This window comes from Bradyrhizobium altum, assembly GCF_020889705.1.
Taxonomy (GTDB): Bacteria; Pseudomonadota; Alphaproteobacteria; order Rhizobiales; family Xanthobacteraceae; genus Bradyrhizobium; species Bradyrhizobium altum.
In genome coordinates this window covers 23,764-42,852 of sequence record NZ_JACMYP010000041.1, presented here as the reverse complement: position 1 = coordinate 42,852, position 19,089 = coordinate 23,764, and the positions used below count along the sequence as shown (strand labels likewise).

The following is a 19,089-nucleotide window of genomic DNA, read 5'->3' as shown; positions in this document are numbered from 1 at the left end:
GGCGCGCCGCCGAGATGCTCTTTCAGGGTCGGGCCATCGGCCGCGAACGAGCCGAACACGAAGCCGCGGTAGGACTCGACGCGTGTCACCCGCCCGAGCGCGAGCTGCGCCTTGTCCTGCCCCTCGTAACCGTCCGGGAAGGCATAGCCGACCAGGCGGCCGTCATTGGCAAAGGTCCAGGAGTGGAACGGACAGGTGAACGAGCGCGCATTGCCGCGCTCAAAAGAGCAGACCTGGTTGCCGCGATGCGAGCAGCGGTTGAGCAGCAGATTGACCTTGCCCTGCTCGTCGCGCGTCATGATCACGGATTGCGGGCCGATCGACTTGACGACGTAGTCGTTGGCGTTCGGTACCTCGCTCTCGTGCCCGACATAGACCCAGGTCCGGTACCAGATGTTCTTGAGCTCGGCCTCGAAGATCTCAGGATCGGTGTACAGAGATCCGTGCACCCGGTCGGGCCGGATCAGCCGCTCCCATGGCGAGACGCCGGTCATCATGTTCATCGCTCCGTCTCCCTCGCCGGCCGCTTGCCGCGGATGCCTTCACCGGCCGTCAATAATAATCCGAACGACCGTTCGGTCAATGAATAACACGTACGCGGCGGGCCGGCAAGCTCCTTTGCAAACACCGCGGCTGGTTCCGGAGCAGCGTGCAACGATGCAATCCCCGGTGGACGGCGACGCAACCGTCTCAGCCCTGTGCCACGCCACCGTCGCGCTCGCCGCCTGCGATCTGCTGCAGCATCGACTTCGGCGTCGTCGCAAGCTCGATCTTGAGCTGGTCGCAGGTCGCACGCCGCAGCAGGCGCTCGATCCCAGCCGCGAGATCGCGATTGGCTGCGCGCGCGTCCGCGCCGCTCGCCCAAAGCAGAAGCTGCCCCAGCCGCCGGTCGCCTTCGTCGCGCAAGGCCTCGATCGCGGCAGCGTCGGAGATGTCGCTCGTGAGGCGCGGCGTCGCGGGAATCTCCGGATGCGCCATGCCGTCCGCCAATCGTTTGACCGCAGCAAGAGTATCGTCCTGCAGACGCACCTGCTCCAGCAGCGGCCCGGCCTTCCAGTCGGCCGCGAGCTTCAGCCCGTTCAGCGCATAGATGGCGGAGAACACCTGCCCGCGGACGAAATCGTCGTTGCTGTTCGGCACGACATGGCTTTGCAGGGCATCGATAATGCCGTCGATCAGCCGCTCGAAGGATGCACTCATGCCGCGGCCTCCAATGCGCGCTCGAAGGCCCGCACGATCGAGGGCATCTGGCTCGCCATCACGGCGAGGCGCATGTCGTTGAAGCGATCGACCTCGAAGGCGCGCACCGCACACATCTGGATCGCCGCCGCCTGATACAGCGCATATGCCTCGTAGAAGGCGAGGCTCTTGTCCGAGACCGCAATGCCGGAGGCTCGTTGATAGAGATCGATCACCTCCGCCCGCTCGAGGACGCCATAGAGCTTCCGGCTCCTGGCATTGAAGGTCGGCATCATCGCCCAAGCCAGATCCTCATGGGGATCGCCCAGGTGAGTGAGCTCCCAATCGAGAATGGCAACGATCCGGCCACTGCGCTCGATGAAGTTCCCGATCCGGTAGTCGCCATGAACGATGGTGCGGCATGGCGGCTGCGGGCAGGTGTCCTCAAGCCAGTGTCCGCCCCAATCGAGCAGCGGATAATAGCGCGCCGTCGGACGCGCCAGCGACGCACGCCAGCCGGCGATCGCGCAAACTTCGGCGCGTCGCCCGCCTTGTTGCAGCGATGCGAATGCGGTTGCGCCTGGGTCGATCCGATGCAGCGACGCCAGGATTTCGACGAACTGCCGGGCGATCGCGCGCTTGTGGTCCGGATCGAGCTCGCTCGCCGCCCAGGGTGCGGGGACGTCGCCCTCGACATGCGCGCAGATGAAGAACGGAAAGCCGATCTCGGCGCCATGCTGTTCTGATGACACCAGCGCCGGAACCGGCACGCCGCTGCCGGCGAGCGACTGCAGCGCATAGACCTGTGGCAGCACCGAGTAAGGCGCAAACAGCCCGTTCGGCGGACCGACGCGCAGGATCAGCTTGCGATCCCCTTCAGCCGCAGAGCGCGCCACGAAAGCATAGGTGATCCAGGAGAAGCCGGACGACTTGCGGCCGAAGCTCGTGATCTCCGTCCGGCTCCCGGAGATCCGCGACAGATGCTGCGCGAGCGCCGTGCGCACCGCGTCGTCATTGACCGCGACCGGACGAACAGCCTCCGGCGCGGCCGACACATCATCGGATCGTTTGGCAACGTCCTGCATCAATTGACCGACCTCGTATAGCCCTGCCACTTCTCCTCGCGCAGCGCCGACTTCATGATCTTGCCGGAGCCGGTCAGCGGCAACGGTTCAAGACGGATGTCGACCGAGCGCGGGCACTTGTAGCCCGCGATCAGGGTGCGGCAATGCGCGATCACCATGTCGGAATCGAGCCGTGCGCCGTCCTTCGGCACGACGATCGCGTGCACCGCCTCGCCCCATTGCGGATCGGGCACCGCGATGACGGCGCATTCCCTGACTTGCTCGTGCTGGAAGATGGCGTTCTCCACCTCGCCGGAATAGACGTTCTCGCCGCCGGAGACGATCATGTCCTTCAGGCGATCGACGATATAGACGAAACCATCCTCGTCCATCCAGGCGCCGTCGCCGGTGTGCAGCCAGCCGTTGCGCAGCACCCGCGCGCTCTCTTCCGGCTTGCGCCAGTATCCGAGCATCACGCCGGCGCCGCGGATCGCGATCTCGCCGACCGTGCCGCGCGGCACTTCGTTGCCCGCGAGATCGATGATGCGGACTTCGACGCCCGGCGCCGCCCGCCCTGCCGATTTGCGCTTTCCCGCCAGCGGTCCTTCCAGCGCGTGGTACTCCCACGGCAGGATTGTCGCCAGCGCCGCACTCTCGGTCATGCCGTAGCCCTGGTGAAAGCGCCAGCTCGGCAGCACGCGCATCAGCTTGACCAGCAGCGCATCCGGCATCGGCGAGGCGCCATACTCGCAATCCCTGACGCTGCTCAGATCGTACGTGCCGAAGGACGGATGATTGAGCATCATGTTGAGCATGGTCGGCACGAACAGGCAGTAATCTACCTTGTGCTCGGCGATCGTCTTCATCGCGAGCTCAGGCTCGAATTTCGGGATCGTGACATGGGTGCCGCCCACGAGCGTGAGCGCGATCATCGGCGAGGTGCCGGCCAGATGGAACATGCCGGCCGAGTGCAGATACCGCGTGTCCTCGCGGAATCGCAGCGCATAGATCCAGACCAGCGATTCATAGATGATATTGGCGTGCGACAGCATCACGCCCTTGGGAAAGCCGGTGGTGCCGCCGGTGTAGAAGATGCCTGCGAGGTCGTTGTAGGCGCCGCAGGCATCCTCGATCGGCGCGTTCGCAACAAGCTCGTCATAGCCCTGCATGCCGTCGGGAACCTGTCCCTCGTCCAGATAGACCATCGCGGTGAGTGATTTCGCGCCACGCAGGCTTGATGCGATCTCGGCAAAGGCCTTGTCGACCAGCAACAGCTTTGGCGTGGAATCGTCGATCGCATAGGCATTCTCGGCGACCGCCCAGCGTGTGTTGAGCGGCACTGCGACCGCACCGGCCCAGGCGATGGCATAGAGCGCCTCGATATAGAGGTCGCTGTTGTGCGCAAGGATCGCAACGCGATCGCCGGCCTCGACGCCGAGCCGCCGCAGTCCGCCCGCGACGCAGGCGACGCGGCGGCCGATCTCCTTCCAGCTTCGCGACCGTCCCGCATGGATGGTGCCGGGCGCATCCTTGCGCAACTGCACCGCCGAGATGAGCGCCTGCGTCAGCTTCATGTTTCCTCCTCACCGCCATGCGGCCGCGCGCGCCTGCGGTTGTTTCCGTCATGCGTGAAGCCGATACGCCGCCCGGAGATTTCAGTTGATAATCCGGACAGACGGTCTATTATTACACAGCCAACGCGACGGGTAAAGCCCTTGAGGCACCGCCGTAGGGATCAACGAGCCCCGCGAAAGAGGGCGTCATGGGAGGGGAAGATGCGGAAGCCAATCGTCACGCTTGCCGTGTGGGCGTTCGCGCTCACCGGCGCGCTCGGAACAGCGAACGCCCAGAAGGCCTATGGTCCCGGGGTCAGCGACACCGAGATCCTGCTCGGCGCCAATGCGCCCTACAGCGGACCGGCGTCGATCTATGCGAGCTTCCCGAAGACCATGCTCGCCTATTTCACGATGCTGAACGAGACAGGCGGCATCAACGGCCGCCACATCAATTTCGTAACCCGCGACGACGCCTATAGCCCGCCAAAAACCGTCGAGGTGACGCGCGCGCTGGTCGAGAACGACAAGGTGCTCGCGATCATGGCGCCGTTCGGCACGCCGACCAACGCCGCGATCCAGAAATACCTCAACAGCAATGGCGTTCCGCAACTTCTCGTGCAGAGCGGCGGCACCCGCTGGAACGATCCCAAGCAGTTTCCCTGGACGACGCCCTACTCGCCGACCTACGTCAACGAATCCCGGATCATCGCGCGCTACGTGCTGCGCGAGAAGCGGGATGCCAGGATCGGCGTGCTCTTGCAGGCCGACGACATCGGCAAGGATTTTGTCCTTGGCCTGAAGGAAGGACTGGGCGCGAAAGCCGACACGATGATCGTCAAGGAGGCGATGTATCAGTCGACCGAGCCCACGATCGACTCCCAGATCGTGAATTTGAAGGCGTCCGGCGCCGACACCATCCTGATCGCCGCGCAGAACAAATTCGCCTCGATGGCGATCCGCAAGATCCACGAGCTCGGCTGGAAGCCGCTGATCTTCCTCGGCTCGACCGCGAATTCGATCGCCGGCGTGCTTGTGCCGGCAGGGATCGAGGCCTCGACCGGCATCCTGACCACGACCTCCTACAAGACGCCGAACGATCCGGCCTGGGCCAATGACAAGGGCGTGGCCGACTATCTCGCCTTCGCCGCCAAATACATGCCGGGGATGGACCCGAACGACGTGATCGCGGTGACCGGCTACACCACGGCCCAGCTCGGCGCGATCATCCTGCAGCGCAGCGGCGACAATCTCACGCGGGAGAACGTGCTGAAGCAGGCCACCAACCTCAGCGGCATCGAGCTGCCGATGCTGCTCCCGGGCATCACCATCCAGACCACGCCGCAGGATTATGCGGCGATCACCGAACGACGCTTCGCCCGCTTCGACGGCAAGACCTGGGTGCTGTTCGGCGACATCGTGGGCGCGGGCCCGGCCAAGGACTGATCCCGCGCCTCGCATCCGACTGACCGAGCCGGCTCAAACACAAGGACAAGAACAATGCTGACAGCCCAGGACGATCTCATCGGCCACCAGACGCCGCAACCGTTTGCCAAAGTAGGCGGCGGCGATGCCAGGTTCACCGAGCGCTATTGGTACACCGCGCATCCGATCGATGGCCGTGAACTGCTGATCGACATCGGGCTCGGCTATTACCCGAACCGCAACGTGATGGACGGCTTTGCCGGCATCACCATCGGCCGCCGCCAGCACAATTTCCGTGCCTCGCGCCGGCTCGGGGCGCGTCCGCTGGAGACGGAAGTCGGTGGGCTCAGGATCGAGATTGTCGAGGGCAACGGCCTGCATCGGCTGTCGCTCGCCGACAACCCGTCCGGAATCAGCTTTCAGCTCGAGTTCAAGGCGAGCTTTCCGGCGGCGCAGGAGAAGCAGAATTTTCGCGAGCGCAACGGCGTCGTCGAGGAAGACCTCGCGCGCGTCTCGCAATTCGGCCGCTGGCGCGGCTGGATCGTCGCCGACGGCAAGCGCACCAACATCGAACCGGAACTGTGGTGGGGACAGCGTGACCGCTCCTGGGGCCTGCGCTCCGAGATGCGCACCGACGAGACCAGGCCGCCGGTTGCAACCCATCGCAATTTCTTCTGGACCTGGTCGATGTTCCAGTTCGAGACGTCGGCGCTGTCGATCTTCATCAAGGAGCGCACGCCGGGCAAACCGCATTACCTCTCGGGCAGCGAGTTCCGCCGCGAAGCCGACGGATCTGTTTCGCATCGCGAGGTGACCTCGGTCGAGCACGCGATCGAATGGGTCGACGATCCGCTCGGCCAAACCATCGCTGTGGCCGACTTCACCTTCGGCTTCGATCGCGGCGAGCCGCGCCGCGTCAGGATGCACGGACTGCCGACGCGATTTTATCTCAAGGCGGGCATGTATGGCGGCCTGCAAGGCTGGACCCAAGGCGACGACCGCGGCGAGAACCATGGCGCGCACGACATCTGGAATCTCGACGACGCGGCGACACGCGCCATCGCACGCACGCTGTCGGACCATGTCGTCCGGCTCGAAAGCGGCAACGAGACCGGATTTGGCATCAGCGAATATGGCGTCGCCGCGGGCTATCCGCTCTATCCGGGACCGCAGAAATTTCCGGCGATGTGATCGGGATGGACGGGCAAGGCAAGCGCGTCGCGGAAGGGCACGCCGCTGCGTGCGAACCGTGGGACGACAAGGCGGCCGAGGCGCTGGTCTCGCTCGAGACCATTGGCCCGCTGCGCTATCGCAGCCGCTTCGGCGACGGCAATCTCAACGGCCGTTCGTATGGCGGCCAGATCCTCGGGCAGGCCATGATGGCCGCAACGCTGAGCGCACCCGAAGATCGCCCGGCGGCGATGCTGCAGCTGTTGTTCCTGCGCGGCGCCGATCCCACCCGGCGCATCACGTTTGACGCGGAGGTTCTGCAGGACGGCAAGCGGTTCTCCTCCCGCCACGTCGCGGGCAGCCAGGGGGACGGCCGTACCGTGCTGAGCGTGCAGGCCACGTTCTGCGCAGCCCAGCCGGGCCCGCGACACGCAGCGCCGTTTGCGCCGCCGGAAGATCCCGAAAGCCTGCCCGATCTGACCATGATCCCCGATGAGCTGATGGCGCAGTTGCGGCCGCTCGGCCCCTATTCGCCGCACATCAAGCCCAGCATGGATTTCCGCATCCCCGAGATCGAACGTCAGCTTTCGGCCGCGACGGCAGAGCCGCGCCTGCGCTTCTGGATCAGATGCCGGCTGCCGCTCACCCCCGGTTCCCGCGCCGAGGCCGCGGTGTTCGCCTATCTCTCGGATTGGTGGCTCAACTTCTCCAGCGTCGGCGGCCATCTCCGCGAGCTGCAGTTGCGCGCGCCGCTCTATCTGTCGAGCCTCAACCATTGCATCTGGTTTCATCGTGCGTTTTCGCCCGACGCCTGGATGCATGTCGAAACCGAGAGCCCATGCGCCGATGGCGGCCGCGGGCTGTCGATCGCCCGCGTCCATGACCGCGATGGGTCGATGCTCGCAACCTCGATCCAGGAAACCTTGATGGTGCATCCGGATGGCGATGCGTAGCTCACGCTGCAACAGTCGAGACGGCGTCGTGATCGCAGCTGAGTTGCAGCCGCTGTTCATCACCGGTTCCATGACCTGTTGAATCCCGGCAACACCGGCAGACAAAATGCGCAATCGTGCAGGTTGCGCATTTTGAACCACGACTGTGCCGCATCTCAGTCCAATCCTGCCTGCGGGTGGCGCAACAAAAACACGATTGGGGAAAACCTACATGCAGCAGGCACCGTCGGGCGCACCGAGCGCGGAACCGTCTGGATATGTTCTCTACTTCCAGCTTGCCAGCAATGGCGCGAGACGCGCGTGCAGTCTGACGATCCAGGCGGAAAGCGCCAATGAGGCGGCGCGAATCTTCCGCGAGAACTGGAGCGCAATCGAATCGATGGCGCGCGATGGCGTGAGCACGGGAATGGTCGGCTCGGCGCCCGTCAGCCTGGCGATGTCGTGACGCGCATCGCGCGCCACACGAGCTAACCTACGCCTGAGGCGTGACAGGACAACGACCGCTCACCTCAGGCCAGGATCGCGCGACCATTTGACGCGCTAACGTGAAATCAAGTCATGAGATGCAGGGCTCGCGCTCGCGCGCGGGCCCTGCATTGTCTTAGAACGATTCAAATCCTATCCGGTTAGAGGGATTCAAGTCTGCTCCGGTTCTTTTCGCGCGCGCCGACTGCTAGAGGCGCGGCGTGAATAAGTTTGCGTGAATCGGAAGTGCAAGAGTGCCTGTGAATGCTGATCGCCGGATTGTCGGCGACCGTCGAAATGCCGCCGACAAAGGCCGCACCCGCCTGCTGATCGGTGCAGCATTCCTGCTCGCCGACGTCTCCTCGGCGGTGACGCCGGCAAGCGCCCAATCGAGCGTCCCCTTGCCGCCGGTCACGGTCGACCAACCGACGCAGAAGCGCAAGCCCGCAGTCAGTTCGGCGCGGTCGGCACAGCGAACGCAGTCGGCCGCCGCGGCACGGCAGCGCAGCCGGAATGCCCAGCCGACGCCCCCGCCCCCATCGGAGCGCGCGGCAGCTGCCGCCGCCGTGTCGAACGAAGCCAAGCTGCACTATCGCGCGATGCCGAGCTCAACCACCTTGCGCAGCGGCGCCTCGCCGCTCGACACCGCGCAGACGGTCAACGTCGTGCCGGAACAGGTGCTGAAGGATCAGCTGCCGCGCAATCTCGACGACGCGCTCGCCAATGTCAGCGGCGTCACCCAGGGCAACACGCTGGCCGGCACCCAGGATGCGGTGATGCGCCGCGGCTTCGGCGACAACCGCGACGGCTCGATCATGCGCAACGGCATGCCGCTGGTGCAGGGCCGCAGCCTCGACGCGGCGGTGGAAAGCGTCGAAGTGCTGAAAGGCCCGGCGTCGCTGCTCTACGGCATCATGGATCCCGGCGGCATCGTCAATACGATCAGCAAGCGCCCCGAACTCTATCAACATGGCTCGGTCACCCTGCTCGGCTCGACCTTCGCCAACAACAAAAACGGCGCCGACGGTACCATCGACATCACCGGCCCGATCGGCAATGGCGGCCTCGCCTACCGCTTCATCGGCTATGGCGTGAGCGAGGACTATTGGCGCAATTTCGGACGCCACCGCGAGATGCTGGTCGCACCGTCGCTGGCCTGGTACGGCGAGAACACCACCGTCCAGCTCAACTACGAGCACCGCGAGTTCATCACGCCGTTCGACCGCGGCACCGCATTCGATCCCGTGACCAAGGCGCCGCTGGCGATCCCGGCGGCGCGCCGGCTCGACGAGCCCTTCAACAACGTGTGGGGCACCTCGGACCTGATGCAGGCCTCGGTCGAGCACCGGCTGAACCAGGACTGGAAGCTGTTCGCGGCCTACAGCTACAACACCGAGACGTTCAGCGCGAACCAGCTCCGCATCACCGGCATCAATACCAAGACCGGCGCCGAGACCCGCAGCAATGACGGCACGCAGGGCTCGCTCAGCAATGCGAGCTACGGCACCTCCTACCTGCAGGGCAATGTCTGGCTCGGCGGTTTCCGCCACGAGGTGCTGTTCGGCGGCGACAGCCAGTACCGCACGATCTACCGCGACAACCTGATCCGGCAGGCAACGCCGAGCTTCAACTTCTATAATCCGGTCTATGGGTTGATCACGCCGGGCACCACGGTGTCCGCCGCCGACAGCGCCCAGACCGACAAGCTTGGCCAGTGGTCGCTGTTCTTCCAGGACACGCTGCACCTAACCGAGCGCTTCGCGCTGGTCGGCGGCGTGCGCTACATGGAATACGACCAGATCGCGGGCAAGGGACGGCCCTTCATCACCAACACCAACGTCTCGCAGGACAAGGCGCTGCCGCTCGGCGGCGCGATCCTCAAGCTCACCGACGAGGTCTCGCTCTATGCGAGCTACACCCAGTCGCTGAAGCCGACCTCGACCATTGCGCCGCTCACCGGTGGCGTCGTGATCGGCTCCAACATCGCCCCGGAAGAGGGAACCGAGTGGGAGACCGGCGTCAAGTTCGACTTCAACAAGCGGATCTCCGGCACGCTTGCGCTTTACGATATCGACAAGAAGAACGTGCTGGTCTCGCAGCTCAACCCTGCGACCAGCATTGTCGAGTACCGCACCGCCGGCAAGGTTCGCTCGCGCGGCGTCGAACTCGACGTCACCGGCAGGCTAGCCGACAATTGGAGCATGATCGGCAGCTATGGCTATACCGATGCGCGCGTCACCGATGATCCGACGCTCGCCGGCAAGGCGCTGCAGAACGTCGCGCTCAAGACCGCTTCGCTCTATCTGGTCTATGATTTCGGCACCACCCTGCCCGGCCGGCTGCGTCTCGGCGGCGGCGCACGCTATGTCGGCGACCGGCCCGGCGACGCCACGAACAGCTTCGTGCTGCCCGCCTACACCGTCGCGGATGTCTTTGCGACCTACGAGACCAAGGTCCAGACGTTCCCGGTGGTCTATCAGTTCAACGTCAAGAACCTGTTCGATACCGTCTACTATCCCTCGGCCGTCAGCAATCTGGCCGTGGCGATGGGCGACGCGCGGCGCTTCTCGCTTTCGGCGACGGTGAAATTCTAGCATGGCCACGGCACGGACAGCGATCGGACTGCTGGCTGCTCTGGCCGCGCTCGCGTACGCCTGCACCCCGGTGCGGGCCGACGAGTTGACGCTTTATTCGACCCGCGAAGCCAATCTGGTCGAGCCTGTCGTCGCGGCCTTCACGGCAGCGACCGGCACCAAGGTCAAGACCGTCTTTGTCGAGGACAGCCTGGTCAAGCGACTGACATCCGAGGGCGACAGTTCACCTGCCGATGTCCTGCTCACCATCGGTCTCGACAAGACGACCCAGCTTGCCGCGCGCGGGCTGACGCAGGCACTGGCATCGCCGGCGCTTGCGCAGGTGGTGCCCGCGAACCTGCGCGGTAGCAACGGCCAGTGGATCGCGCTCGCCATCCGTCCGCGTGTGGTGTTCGCAAGCAAGGACAACCCGCTCGCGGCGATCACCTATGACGAGCTCGCTGATCCCAAATGGCGCGGCAAATTGTGCATGCGGCCGGCGCTGCACCAGAACAATGTCGCGCTGATCACGGCCTATCTTGCGCATCACGGAACAGATGCAACGGAGAGCTGGCTCGCCGGGCTGAAGGCCAATCTCGTCCACAAGCCGAACGGCAAGGACAACGACGTGATCCGCGAGATCGCGGAAGGACGCTGCGACATCGGGATCGGCAACACGGTCGCGCTCGCGCAGCTCCGCGACGGCCGCGAAGGCAATGACTGGCGCGGATGGGCGGAAGCCGTGAAGGCGGTGCCGACTGTGTTCGCGGGCGGCGGCAGTCACGTCAACCTGACCGGCGCGGCGATCGCCCGGCACGCACCGCATCCGGCCGCGGCACGCGCCTTCCTCGAATTCCTCGTCACACCCGAGGCCCAGACGATCTTCTCCACCGCCGAGCTGGAATACCCCGTGCTTGCGACCGCAAAGCGGGCCCCGATTGTGGAGGGAATCGGATCGTTCGCTGCCGATGCTCTCCCCATCGACGAGATCGCCGCGCAGCAAGCGGCCGCAATCGCACTGATCCGAAAGGCCGGATTCAATGAATGATATCCGCCGCCCGATCAAGGCCGCGCTGCTGCAGGTCCACTCCCTCGCCGGCCTCGCTCTGGCACTGCTGTGGGCGGTAGTCGGCATCACCGGCGCGACAATGGCGTTCGAAGACGAGATCGAGGCCAGCCTGAACAGCCACATCATGCGCGTCGATGCCAGTGCGACGCGGCGGCTGACACCGGATGAACTGGTCGCACGGCTGCAGTCGGCCGGCGACTTCGGCCGGGCCTCCGCCGTGACGATGGCGAGCGACCCGTCAGCGGCCGCACGCATCCGCTTCGCCCGCAGCGAAGGCGGCGCGCGGCCGTCCTCGGTCTATGTCGACCCCTATGACGGCCACGTGCTCGGCTCGCCGCGCGGCGAGGACTTCTTCGCCACCGTCCGCAAGCTGCATCGCTGGTTGCTGTTACCGGGGGACGGCAACGGCATAGGCCGCAAGATCACCGGGTCAGCCGCGATCTGCCTGATCGTGATGCTGATCACCGGCCTCGTGCTGCGCTGGCCGCATCGCGCACGCAGCGTGAAGATGTGGCTGAAGCCAAATCTGGGCCTGCGCGGGCGCGGCCTGCACCGCTCGCTGCACGCCGTGATCGGCACCTGGGTGCTGCCGGTCTATCTGGTGATGACGCTGACCGGCCTGTGGTACTCGTTCGAGTGGTACGAAGCCGGCGCCAACTGGCTCCTGGCGCGGCCGCAGGCCACGGATGCGGCGATGCAGCCCAAGCCACCACGCGGCGCGGCGGCCGCCGCGGGCAAGGGCGAAGCCAAAATCGAAGCGAAGGCCGAAGCAAAGCCGCTCGCCTTCGATCGGGTCTGGACCACGTTCCTGCAGCAGGAGAACAACGATTACGGGCGGGTCCTGCTGACCCTGCCGGCCGGCGCGGGCACGGCGGTACGCGTGCGGTCATGGCCGCGAGATTCGTCGCTCGAAAGCGTGCGCGACGAATTCCGGGTTGACGCCGTCACCGGCCGCGTCATCTCGTCGGATCGCTACGCGGACAAGACGTTTGGCGAGCGCGTCCTCGTCGGCGTGCTCGACATCCACCGCGGCGCGATCCTGGGTTGGCCCGGCAAGCTCGCCTTCATGCTGGCCGCCGCCATGATGCCGCTGTTCGCCGTGACCGGCCTGCTGCTCTATCTGTCGCGTCGCAAGCACCGGCGCCTCGCGCGACAGCCGATGGGGCACCTCGTTCCGGGTGAATGAACCTCGCAATCAGCCGAGACCGCACGCCGCGAGCCGGCCGCGCAACGCGGCGTCCGTTTCGGCAGCGAGTTCGAGCAACCCGCGATAGGGATCGCCCGATATCCCGAGCACGGCGGCGAACGCAGGCTCGGTCTTGAGGCCATCTGCCCGCAACTTGCCGACGGCTCGCCGCAGCCGTCCGTCATCAAGCGCGAGCAGCCGCCGCTCGACCTCGAAATGGACCCAGCCCTGCTGCTGATCGACCGGACGCAGGTCACCGAACAGTTCGAACGGCCAGCCATCCCACACAAAGCGGGCAATTGCCGGCCGCGTTCCCGTGACCCATCGGTACAGCACGAAATCATCGGCCGATCGGTAGTGGGTCCAAACGATGTCCGCGAAAGCGTTCGGGTCCAGCGCGTGGCAGACGATATCGATGTCGCTACCCGGCACGGCGAGGCCGAGCGGCAGCGTTCCGACGATGCGGGGATCGAACGGCCTGAGCAGCTCCATCACGGCGGAGCTGGTGACGGCGGATGCGTAGTGCCCGATAGTCATCGCGTGGCATGCCCTCAGGATCGCAGCGACGCAATACCACGCTGGCGTGGAGTGAGGGAACCTCGACAAGCGGGCGTGGCCCTGACAGGAACGGTCTTGCAAACGCTACGGGGCGATCTCGACCGCGTCACCGTGGTCGAAATCGCCCCGCCAAACGAGCAGACAGGCGGGACTGCCTCGCAATCCCGCCTGTCCAGCCGATGTCTAAATGACCTGTTCGATCGATCAGCCGAACTGGTTCATCGTGTTGTGCGCGCCGCCCGCCTTGAGGGCGGCCTCACCCGCGAAGTACTCCTTGTGATCGTCGCCGATGTCGGATCCCGCCATGTTCTGATGCTTCGCACAGGCGATGCCCTGACGGATCTCCGCACGCTGCACGTTCTTGACGTAACCGAGCATGCCCTGGTCGCCGAAATACTCCTTCGCGAGATTGTCGGTCGACAGCGCAGCCGTGTGATAGGTCGGCAGCGTGATCAGGTGGTGGAAGATGCCGGCGCGCTTGGCCGAATCCGCCTGGAAGGTACGGATACGCTCGTCGGCTTCGATCGCCAGCGGCGTGCCGTCGTATTCCACCTTCATCAGCTCGGCGCGGTTGTACTTGCTGACGTCCTGGCCGGCTTCCTTCATCGCGTCGTAGACCTGCCAACGGAAGTTGAGCGTCCAGTTGAACGACGGCGAGTTGTTGTAGGCGAGCTTCGCGTTCGGAATGACCTTGCGGATGCGATCGACCATGCTGGCGATCTGCTCGATGTGCGGCTTCTCGGTCTCGATCCACAACAGGTCGGCGCCGTTCTGCAGGGAGGTGATGCAGTCGAGCACGCAGCGATCCGCACCGGTGCCGGGACGGAACTGGTAGAGATTGCTGGGCAGACGCTTCGGACGCATCATCTTGCCGTTCTGGTTGAGGATGACGTCGCCGTTGCGCGCATTGGCAGCCGTCACTTCCTCGCAATCGAGGAAGCTGTTGTACTGGTCGCCGAGGTCGCCGGGCTTGTGGCTCACGGCGATCTGCTGCGTCAGGCCGGCACCAAGCGAGTCGGTACGGGTCACGATGATGCCGTCTTCGACGCCGAGCTCGAGGAATGCATGGCGGCAAGCGCGGATCTTCGCGATGAACACCTCGTGCGGCACGGTGACCTTGCCGTCCTGGTGGCCGCACTGCTTCTCGTCGGAGACCTGATTCTCGATCTGCAGGGCGCAGGCACCCGCCTCGATCATCTTCTTGGCGAGCAGGTAGGTCGCCTCGGCATTACCGAAGCCGGCGTCGATGTCGGCGATGACGGGCACGACATGGGTCTGGAAATTGTCGATCTTCTCGATCAGCGCCTTTTCCTTGGCCTTGTCGCCTTCCTTGCGGGCCGCATCGAGCGCGCGGAAGATGTCGTTGAGCTCACGGGAATCCGCCTGGCGCAGGAAGGTGTAGAGCTCTTCGATCAGCGCCGGCACCGAGGTCTTCTCGTGCATCGACTGGTCGGGCAGCGGTCCGAACTCGGAGCGCAGCGCCGCAATCATCCAGCCGGACAGATAGAGGTAACGGCGATCGGTAGTGCCGAAGTGCTTCTTGACCGAGATCAGCTTCTGCTGGGCGATGAAGCCGTGCCAACAGCCGAGCGACTGGGTGTACTTGGTGCTGTCGGCGTCATAGGCGGCCATGTCGGCGCGCATCAGCGCAGCCGTGTAACGGGCGACATCCAGACCGGTCTTGAAGCGGTTCTGCAGGCGCATGCGCGCCACGGCCTCGGCGGTGACGCCGTTCCAGGTGTCCTTGGTCTTGAGGAGCGCTTCGGCCGCCTCAAGCTCGCTCTGATACGAAGCCGGCCCCTGGATGCTGATCCCGCGCGGTTGGAAGTTCATGTCCGTGATCCCTTCGGTGACGAAATAACTGGTCTCTTTGTAAGGCCAGCCTCGCCGGGAGCTAGACCTGGCGCGGAAAACTTGTCATAACTTACAAGAAACAGATGTATTGTTGTAAGAATCTTACAACCGATGGATTAGGCGATGGTAACCTCAAGCGCCCGTTCCGTTTTCATGGGCCCGCGGCTGCGGCGGCTGCGGCGTGATCTCGGGCTGACCCAGGCGGACATGGCGGCCGATCTCGAAATCTCCGCCCCCTATGTCGCGCTGCTGGAACGCAATCAGCGGCCGGTGACGGCGGATATGCTGCTTCGCCTGGCCCGGACCTACAAGATCGATCTAGCCGATCTCGCCGGCGACGGCGGCGCGGATCACACCGCGCGCATGCAGTCGGTTTTGAAGGAGCCGATGTTTGCCGACATCGACATCCCCGCGCTCGAGGTTAGCGACCTCGCTGTCAGCTATCCCGGAATGACCGAAGCGTTCCTTCGCCTCTACACCGCCTATCGCGAAGAGCAACTGGCGCTGGCCGAGCGACGGGCGCCGGACCTGGTGGGTGGCGGGTCCCACCCGGGGCAGGAGAACTTTGACGCCAACGATCCCGTTGCCGAGGTCAGGCGATTTCTCGCCGCGCGCCGCAACAATTTCGCCAACCTCGACGATGCCGCCGAGCGGCTCGTCCATGAACCGGCCGGACCAGCCGGATTTATCGAGCGGCTTCGCGAGCGTCACAAGCTCCAGGTCCGCTACCTGCCGCCGAACGTCATGCTCGGTTCGGTCAGGCGACTGGACCTCCATCGCAGGCAATTGCTGCTCGAGGACTCGCTCGATACCGCAGGCCTTAATTTCCAGCTGGCCAAGCAACTCGCCTATCTGGAACTGGAAGGCGAAATCGGCGCGGCGGTGGAAGACGGCAAGTTCACCAGCAAGAGCGCCGAGTTGCTGGCCCGCCGGGCACTCGCGGCCTATGCAGCGGCCGCGCTCATCATGCCGTATTCCGTGTTTGCCAAAGCAGTTGAGACGCGTCGATACGATCTCGAGGCGCTGGCGCGCCAATTCGGCACCAGCTTCGAGCAGATCGCGCACCGCGTCACGACCCTGCAGCGGCCAGGCCTCGAGAAGGTCCCATTCTTCCTGATCCGCGTCGATCCGGCCGGCAACATTTCCAAGCTGCTCGATGGTGCCGGCTTCCCGTTTGCCAAGCACGGCGGCGCGTGTCCGCTATGGTCGGTCCACGATATCTTCAAGACGCCACGCCAGATCGTCACGCAATGGCTGGAATTGCCCGATGGACAGCGGTTCTTCTCGATCGCCCGCACCGTGACCGCCGGCGGCGGCGCGTTCGGCGCCATCCGCGTCGAGCGGGCGATCGCGATCGGCTGCGCCGCCGAGCATGCGAGCCAGCTGATCTACACGCGCGACGGACAGGGGCCGAACGCGGATGAGCCGACCCCGATCGGCGTCGCCTGCCGGGTCTGCCATCGCCCGCGATGCGCAGCGCGGTCGGCGCCTCCGATCGGACGCGAGATTCTTCCCGACGATTTCAGAACCTCGAGCGTCCCGTTCGGCTTCTCGGCGGATTGACGAGATCGATCACCCCTGCGGCCGGTTCGCGTCATACAGCACCCGCACGCGGATCGTGCCGTCGATGGCCTTCAAATCGGCCAGCAGTCCCTCGCCTTCGCCGCCGACCACGTCGGTCTCGAGCACGACATAGCCGACTTCCGGATCGGTCTGCAGATATTGCGCCAGGATGTTGATCCCGTGCCGGGACACCGCGTCGTTGACCTGACGCATGACGCCCGGAACATTGCGGTGAACATGGATGAAACGGGTGCCGGTCGGTCGCGCCGGCAATTGCACCTGTGGAAAATTGACCGCGCCGAAGGTCGACCCGACGTCGGAATAATCGATCAGCTTGCGTGCAACTTCGCCGCCGATGCGATCCTGCGCTTCTTCCGTCGAACCGCCGACATGCGGTGTGAGGATGACGTTGGGGAGGCCCTGCAGCGGCGAGACAAAGCGCGCCTCGTTCGACACCGGTTCGACCGGAAACACGTCGACCGCGGCACCCGCCAGCCGGCCCTCACGCAGGGCGCTCGCCAGCGCATCGAGATCGACCACGGTGCCGCGCGAGTTGTTGATCAGATAGGCCTCGGGCTTCATCAGCTGGAGCTGGGCTGCGCCGATCATGTTGGCGGTGGTCGGCGTCTCCGGCACATGCAGCGAGACGACGTCGCTCGCTGCGAGCAGCGCGTCGAGCGATTCAGCGGGCTCGGTATTGCCGTGGCGGAGCTTGTCGGTCTGATCAAAATAGATCACGCGCATGCCCATGGCTTCCGCAAGGTTCGACAGCTGCGAGCCGATGTTGCCGTAGCCGACGATGCCGAGCGTCTTGCCGCGCACCTCACGGCTGCCTTCGGCGGACTTGTCCCAGCCGCCGGCATGTGCGGAGACCGAACGCGGAAAGATCCGGCGGAACAGCATGACGATCTCGGCGATGGTCAGCTCCGCCACGCTGCGCGTGTTGGAATATGGCGCGTTGAATACGGGTATTCCGAGCTTTCGCGCGGCGTCGAGATCCACCTGATTGGTGCCGACCGAAAAGCAGCCGACAACGAGCAACCGGTCGGCCGCCTCGAGGATTTCCGCGGTCAACTGGGTCCGCGACCGAATTCCCAGCATATGGATACCCGACAGCGCTTGCTTGAGCTCTTTGGGCCCCAACGCCTTGGGCAGACGTTGCAGCTCGGTATAGCCGTTCGCCTCGAACATCCGGGCTGCTGAATCATTCACGCCCTCCAGCAGCAGCACGCGTATTTTGGTCTTGGGCAGCGACAACATCATCAAGATCCAGGCTCGTAGGTTCGGGCAGGTTAGGCACGAACGCAGTTTCGACGGATCAGGTGATAACATGGAAAACAATCGCGTCAGAAGCCGCCATCGGCGGCGCACCCTGCGATTTCCGACGAAGCCCCCCTCGATCCGCGCCTCCAGACACAGAGCGGGAACCGATTCGGCCACTTTAGCCGTATGTCTTGGTCAACTCGCCGGCAGACGCGCCGCTGCGGCTCCTGGGGCGTTCGAACGCCTGCTCCGGCTCACCGGCCGGAGCTCTGCCATCCCATTCGTGCTCCGCTCGTCGCCGAGGGGCGTGTCCGGAGCGGCGGGTTCACTTCGCTGCGCCGGTGCCCGCAAGCCGGCCGCAGTCGCGGCTTGCAATCTCATCACTGGCAGGGATAGCGCCGGCCGTCCTTTGCCTGGAACGTATTCGACGCGGGATCGTACGAGCGATAGCGCTGGGCGCAAGACGTCGCGTGCTGCTGGGCGGCGGCAGCTTCCTGCTGCGCGGCGGCGTTGGCCGCACCGGCCGCGATGACGCCCCCGATCAGGCCACCGACCAGTCCGCCGACGGCAGCGCCGCCGCCATTGTCATAACAAGACCCGTAACGGCACCAGACCTTCTCCGTCACTGCCGGCACCGCGGCCGCAACGCCGGCACCGTGCTGTAACGGAGCCGACCTCACGGAGGCGGAAAACGCCGTCGCACCGGTGGCGGCCATCAAAACGACTTTCAGAATGTGAGCGCTACGCATCGTCTCTCCTGCTTCATTTCTGTGGGCGCAGGCCGGCCCCTGCGTCCCGATTCTCCAAGTATGGATTGTGGGCTCGCCTGGTCGGACCGGACGACACCCGTACACGCGCGGCCGGTTACACTTCGCGCGTCAGCGTGGATTCACGGATGGACGGAGTTCATTGACCGGCCGCATTCACGACACGGCAGAGGTTTTCGCCGACACCTGGAGCCAATTGTCCGGGAGGCAAGATGAACGTCGCATCGACGCGGCTGCCTTTGCCGTCCTTGCGGACGACGACTTGCAACGTCTGCGGCCGGCCGGATCCGGTGGTCTCCTGCTGCGTGGTCACGGTGCCAAGCTTCTTGTCTACGTTCACACCGACAAAGCCCTCGGCCAGAACCGCTCGCGACACCTTGTCGAGGGCAGCACCGGGATTGACCGACGGGAAGGTCATCCAGGTCTTGTGCGTCATGCCCGTTACCA

17 protein-coding genes are annotated in these 19,089 nt (G+C 64.9%); 7 read left to right on the top strand and 10 right to left on the bottom strand.

From position 1 onward, the window contains the following. From H8B02_RS13810 to H8B02_RS13795, 4 genes are all read right to left on the bottom strand, one after another. Window positions 1–503 (bottom strand): aromatic ring-hydroxylating oxygenase subunit alpha (locus H8B02_RS13810; RefSeq protein WP_229166741.1); only part of this gene is annotated, 503 nt, incomplete at its 3' end. Between the two features lie 187 nt (window positions 504–690). Continuing rightward, on the bottom strand, window positions 691–1,200 hold the full coding sequence (locus H8B02_RS13805; RefSeq protein ID WP_229166740.1) for a hypothetical protein: 510 nt from the start codon (window positions 1,198–1,200) through the stop codon (window positions 691–693). After that, entirely contained in the window at window positions 1,197–2,264 is a 1,068-nt protein-coding gene (locus H8B02_RS13800) for a phosphotransferase family protein (RefSeq protein WP_229166739.1), read from the bottom strand. Before H8B02_RS13800 ends, H8B02_RS13805 begins: the two co-directional genes overlap by 4 nt. Next, window positions 2,264–3,817, bottom strand: a complete 1,554-nt coding sequence (locus tag H8B02_RS13795; RefSeq protein ID WP_229166738.1) for an acyl-CoA synthetase — start codon at window positions 3,815–3,817, stop codon at window positions 2,264–2,266. The genes H8B02_RS13800 and H8B02_RS13795 overlap by 1 nt, the downstream gene beginning before the upstream one ends. 201 nt (window positions 3,818–4,018) lie before the next feature. Between H8B02_RS13795 and H8B02_RS13790 the strand changes: the two genes are divergently transcribed. Genes H8B02_RS13790 through H8B02_RS13780 form a run of 3 tightly spaced genes read left to right on the top strand, consistent with a single transcriptional unit; the run spans window position 4,019 to window position 7,344 of the window. After that, on the top strand, window positions 4,019–5,242 hold the full coding sequence (locus H8B02_RS13790) for an ABC transporter substrate-binding protein (protein WP_229166737.1): 1,224 nt from the start codon (window positions 4,019–4,021) through the stop codon (window positions 5,240–5,242). 54 nt (window positions 5,243–5,296) lie between these two features. After that, window positions 5,297–6,412, top strand: a complete 1,116-nt coding sequence (locus H8B02_RS13785) for an Rv3169 family protein (protein ID WP_229166736.1) — start codon at window positions 5,297–5,299, stop codon at window positions 6,410–6,412. A 5-nt stretch (window positions 6,413–6,417) separates the two neighbouring features. Then, window positions 6,418–7,344 (top strand): acyl-CoA thioesterase, encoded by a 927-nt coding sequence (locus tag H8B02_RS13780; RefSeq protein ID WP_229166735.1) that lies wholly within the window; start codon window positions 6,418–6,420, stop codon window positions 7,342–7,344. A gap of 264 nt (window positions 7,345–7,608) precedes the next feature. Here the strand turns inward: H8B02_RS13780 and H8B02_RS13775 are convergent, their stop codons facing one another. After that, window positions 7,609–7,806: a hypothetical protein gene (locus tag H8B02_RS13775; protein WP_229166734.1), complete on the bottom strand. Its 198-nt coding sequence runs from the start codon at window positions 7,804–7,806 to the stop codon at window positions 7,609–7,611. Window positions 7,807–8,069: 263 nt separating this feature from the next. On the opposite strand from H8B02_RS13775, the gene H8B02_RS13770 reads away from it, so the two are divergent. From H8B02_RS13770 to H8B02_RS13760, 3 genes are read left to right on the top strand one after another with little or no spacing between them, the layout of a single operon-like run. After that, window positions 8,070–10,403 carry a TonB-dependent siderophore receptor gene (locus H8B02_RS13770; protein WP_376711657.1) on the top strand — a complete coding sequence of 778 codons (2,334 nt, stop codon included), beginning with the start codon at window positions 8,070–8,072 and terminating at the stop codon, window positions 10,401–10,403. A gap of 1 nt (window position 10,404) precedes the next feature. Continuing rightward, window positions 10,405–11,430, top strand: a complete 1,026-nt coding sequence (locus tag H8B02_RS13765) for an extracellular solute-binding protein (protein WP_229166733.1) — start codon at window positions 10,405–10,407, stop codon at window positions 11,428–11,430. Then, a complete protein-coding gene (locus tag H8B02_RS13760) occupies window positions 11,423–12,637 on the top strand; it encodes a PepSY-associated TM helix domain-containing protein (RefSeq protein ID WP_229166732.1) in 1,215 nt (404 codons plus the stop codon). The genes H8B02_RS13765 and H8B02_RS13760 overlap by 8 nt, the downstream gene beginning before the upstream one ends. Window positions 12,638–12,646: 9 nt before the next feature. On the opposite strand, the gene H8B02_RS13755 is transcribed toward H8B02_RS13760, so the two are convergent. Then, window positions 12,647–13,174, bottom strand: coding sequence for a DUF4269 domain-containing protein (locus H8B02_RS13755; RefSeq protein WP_229166731.1), 528 nt, complete (start codon window positions 13,172–13,174; stop codon window positions 12,647–12,649). 225 nt (window positions 13,175–13,399) lie between these two features. Then, window positions 13,400–15,028, bottom strand: a complete 1,629-nt coding sequence (locus H8B02_RS13750; protein WP_229166730.1) for an isocitrate lyase — start codon at window positions 15,026–15,028, stop codon at window positions 13,400–13,402. A gap of 144 nt (window positions 15,029–15,172) precedes the next feature. Here H8B02_RS13750 and H8B02_RS13745 point away from each other — a divergent pair, with 144 nt between their 5' ends. After that, window positions 15,173–16,612: a helix-turn-helix domain-containing protein gene (locus tag H8B02_RS13745; RefSeq protein WP_092124625.1), complete on the top strand. Its 1,440-nt coding sequence runs from the start codon at window positions 15,173–15,175 to the stop codon at window positions 16,610–16,612. A 9-nt stretch (window positions 16,613–16,621) separates the two neighbouring features. Here H8B02_RS13745 and serA read toward each other — a convergent pair whose 3' ends face one another. From serA to H8B02_RS13730, 3 genes are all read right to left on the bottom strand, one after another. After that, entirely contained in the window at window positions 16,622–17,875 is a 1,254-nt protein-coding gene (serA, locus tag H8B02_RS13740; protein ID WP_229166742.1) for a phosphoglycerate dehydrogenase, read from the bottom strand. A gap of 380 nt (window positions 17,876–18,255) precedes the next feature. Beyond that, window positions 18,256–18,624 carry a BA14K family protein gene (locus H8B02_RS13735; protein ID WP_229166729.1) on the bottom strand — a complete coding sequence of 123 codons (369 nt, stop codon included), beginning with the start codon at window positions 18,622–18,624 and terminating at the stop codon, window positions 18,256–18,258. A gap of 157 nt (window positions 18,625–18,781) precedes the next feature. Next, window positions 18,782–19,078, bottom strand: coding sequence for a hypothetical protein (locus tag H8B02_RS13730; RefSeq protein WP_229166728.1), 297 nt, complete (start codon window positions 19,076–19,078; stop codon window positions 18,782–18,784). Window positions 19,079–19,089 lie beyond the last annotated feature (11 nt).

Bases quoted from the DNA above. Each gene is read 5' to 3' on its own strand.
- H8B02_RS13805 (WP_229166740.1), bottom strand. From the start codon at position 1,200: ATGAGTGCATCCTTCGAGCGGCTGATCGACGGCATTATCGATGCCCTG.
- H8B02_RS13800 (WP_229166739.1), bottom strand. From the start codon at position 2,264: ATGCAGGACGTTGCCAAACGATCCGATGATGTGTCGGCCGCGCCGGAG.
- H8B02_RS13795 (WP_229166738.1), bottom strand. From the start codon at position 3,817: ATGAAGCTGACGCAGGCGCTCATCTCGGCGGTGCAGTTGCGCAAGGAT.
- H8B02_RS13790 (WP_229166737.1), top strand. From the start codon at position 4,019: ATGCGGAAGCCAATCGTCACGCTTGCCGTGTGGGCGTTCGCGCTCACC.
- H8B02_RS13785 (WP_229166736.1), top strand. From the start codon at position 5,297: ATGCTGACAGCCCAGGACGATCTCATCGGCCACCAGACGCCGCAACCG.
- H8B02_RS13780 (WP_229166735.1), top strand. From the start codon at position 6,418: ATGGACGGGCAAGGCAAGCGCGTCGCGGAAGGGCACGCCGCTGCGTGC.
- H8B02_RS13765 (WP_229166733.1), top strand. From the start codon at position 10,405: ATGGCCACGGCACGGACAGCGATCGGACTGCTGGCTGCTCTGGCCGCG.
- H8B02_RS13760 (WP_229166732.1), top strand. From the start codon at position 11,423: ATGAATGATATCCGCCGCCCGATCAAGGCCGCGCTGCTGCAGGTCCAC.
- H8B02_RS13755 (WP_229166731.1), bottom strand. From the start codon at position 13,174: ATGACTATCGGGCACTACGCATCCGCCGTCACCAGCTCCGCCGTGATG.
- H8B02_RS13750 (WP_229166730.1), bottom strand. From the start codon at position 15,028: ATGAACTTCCAACCGCGCGGGATCAGCATCCAGGGGCCGGCTTCGTAT.
- H8B02_RS13745 (WP_092124625.1), top strand. From the start codon at position 15,173: ATGGTAACCTCAAGCGCCCGTTCCGTTTTCATGGGCCCGCGGCTGCGG.
- serA (WP_229166742.1), bottom strand. From the start codon at position 17,875: ATGATGTTGTCGCTGCCCAAGACCAAAATACGCGTGCTGCTGCTGGAG.
- H8B02_RS13735 (WP_229166729.1), bottom strand. From the start codon at position 18,624: ATGCGTAGCGCTCACATTCTGAAAGTCGTTTTGATGGCCGCCACCGGT.
- H8B02_RS13730 (WP_229166728.1), bottom strand. From the start codon at position 19,078: ATGACGCACAAGACCTGGATGACCTTCCCGTCGGTCAATCCCGGTGCT.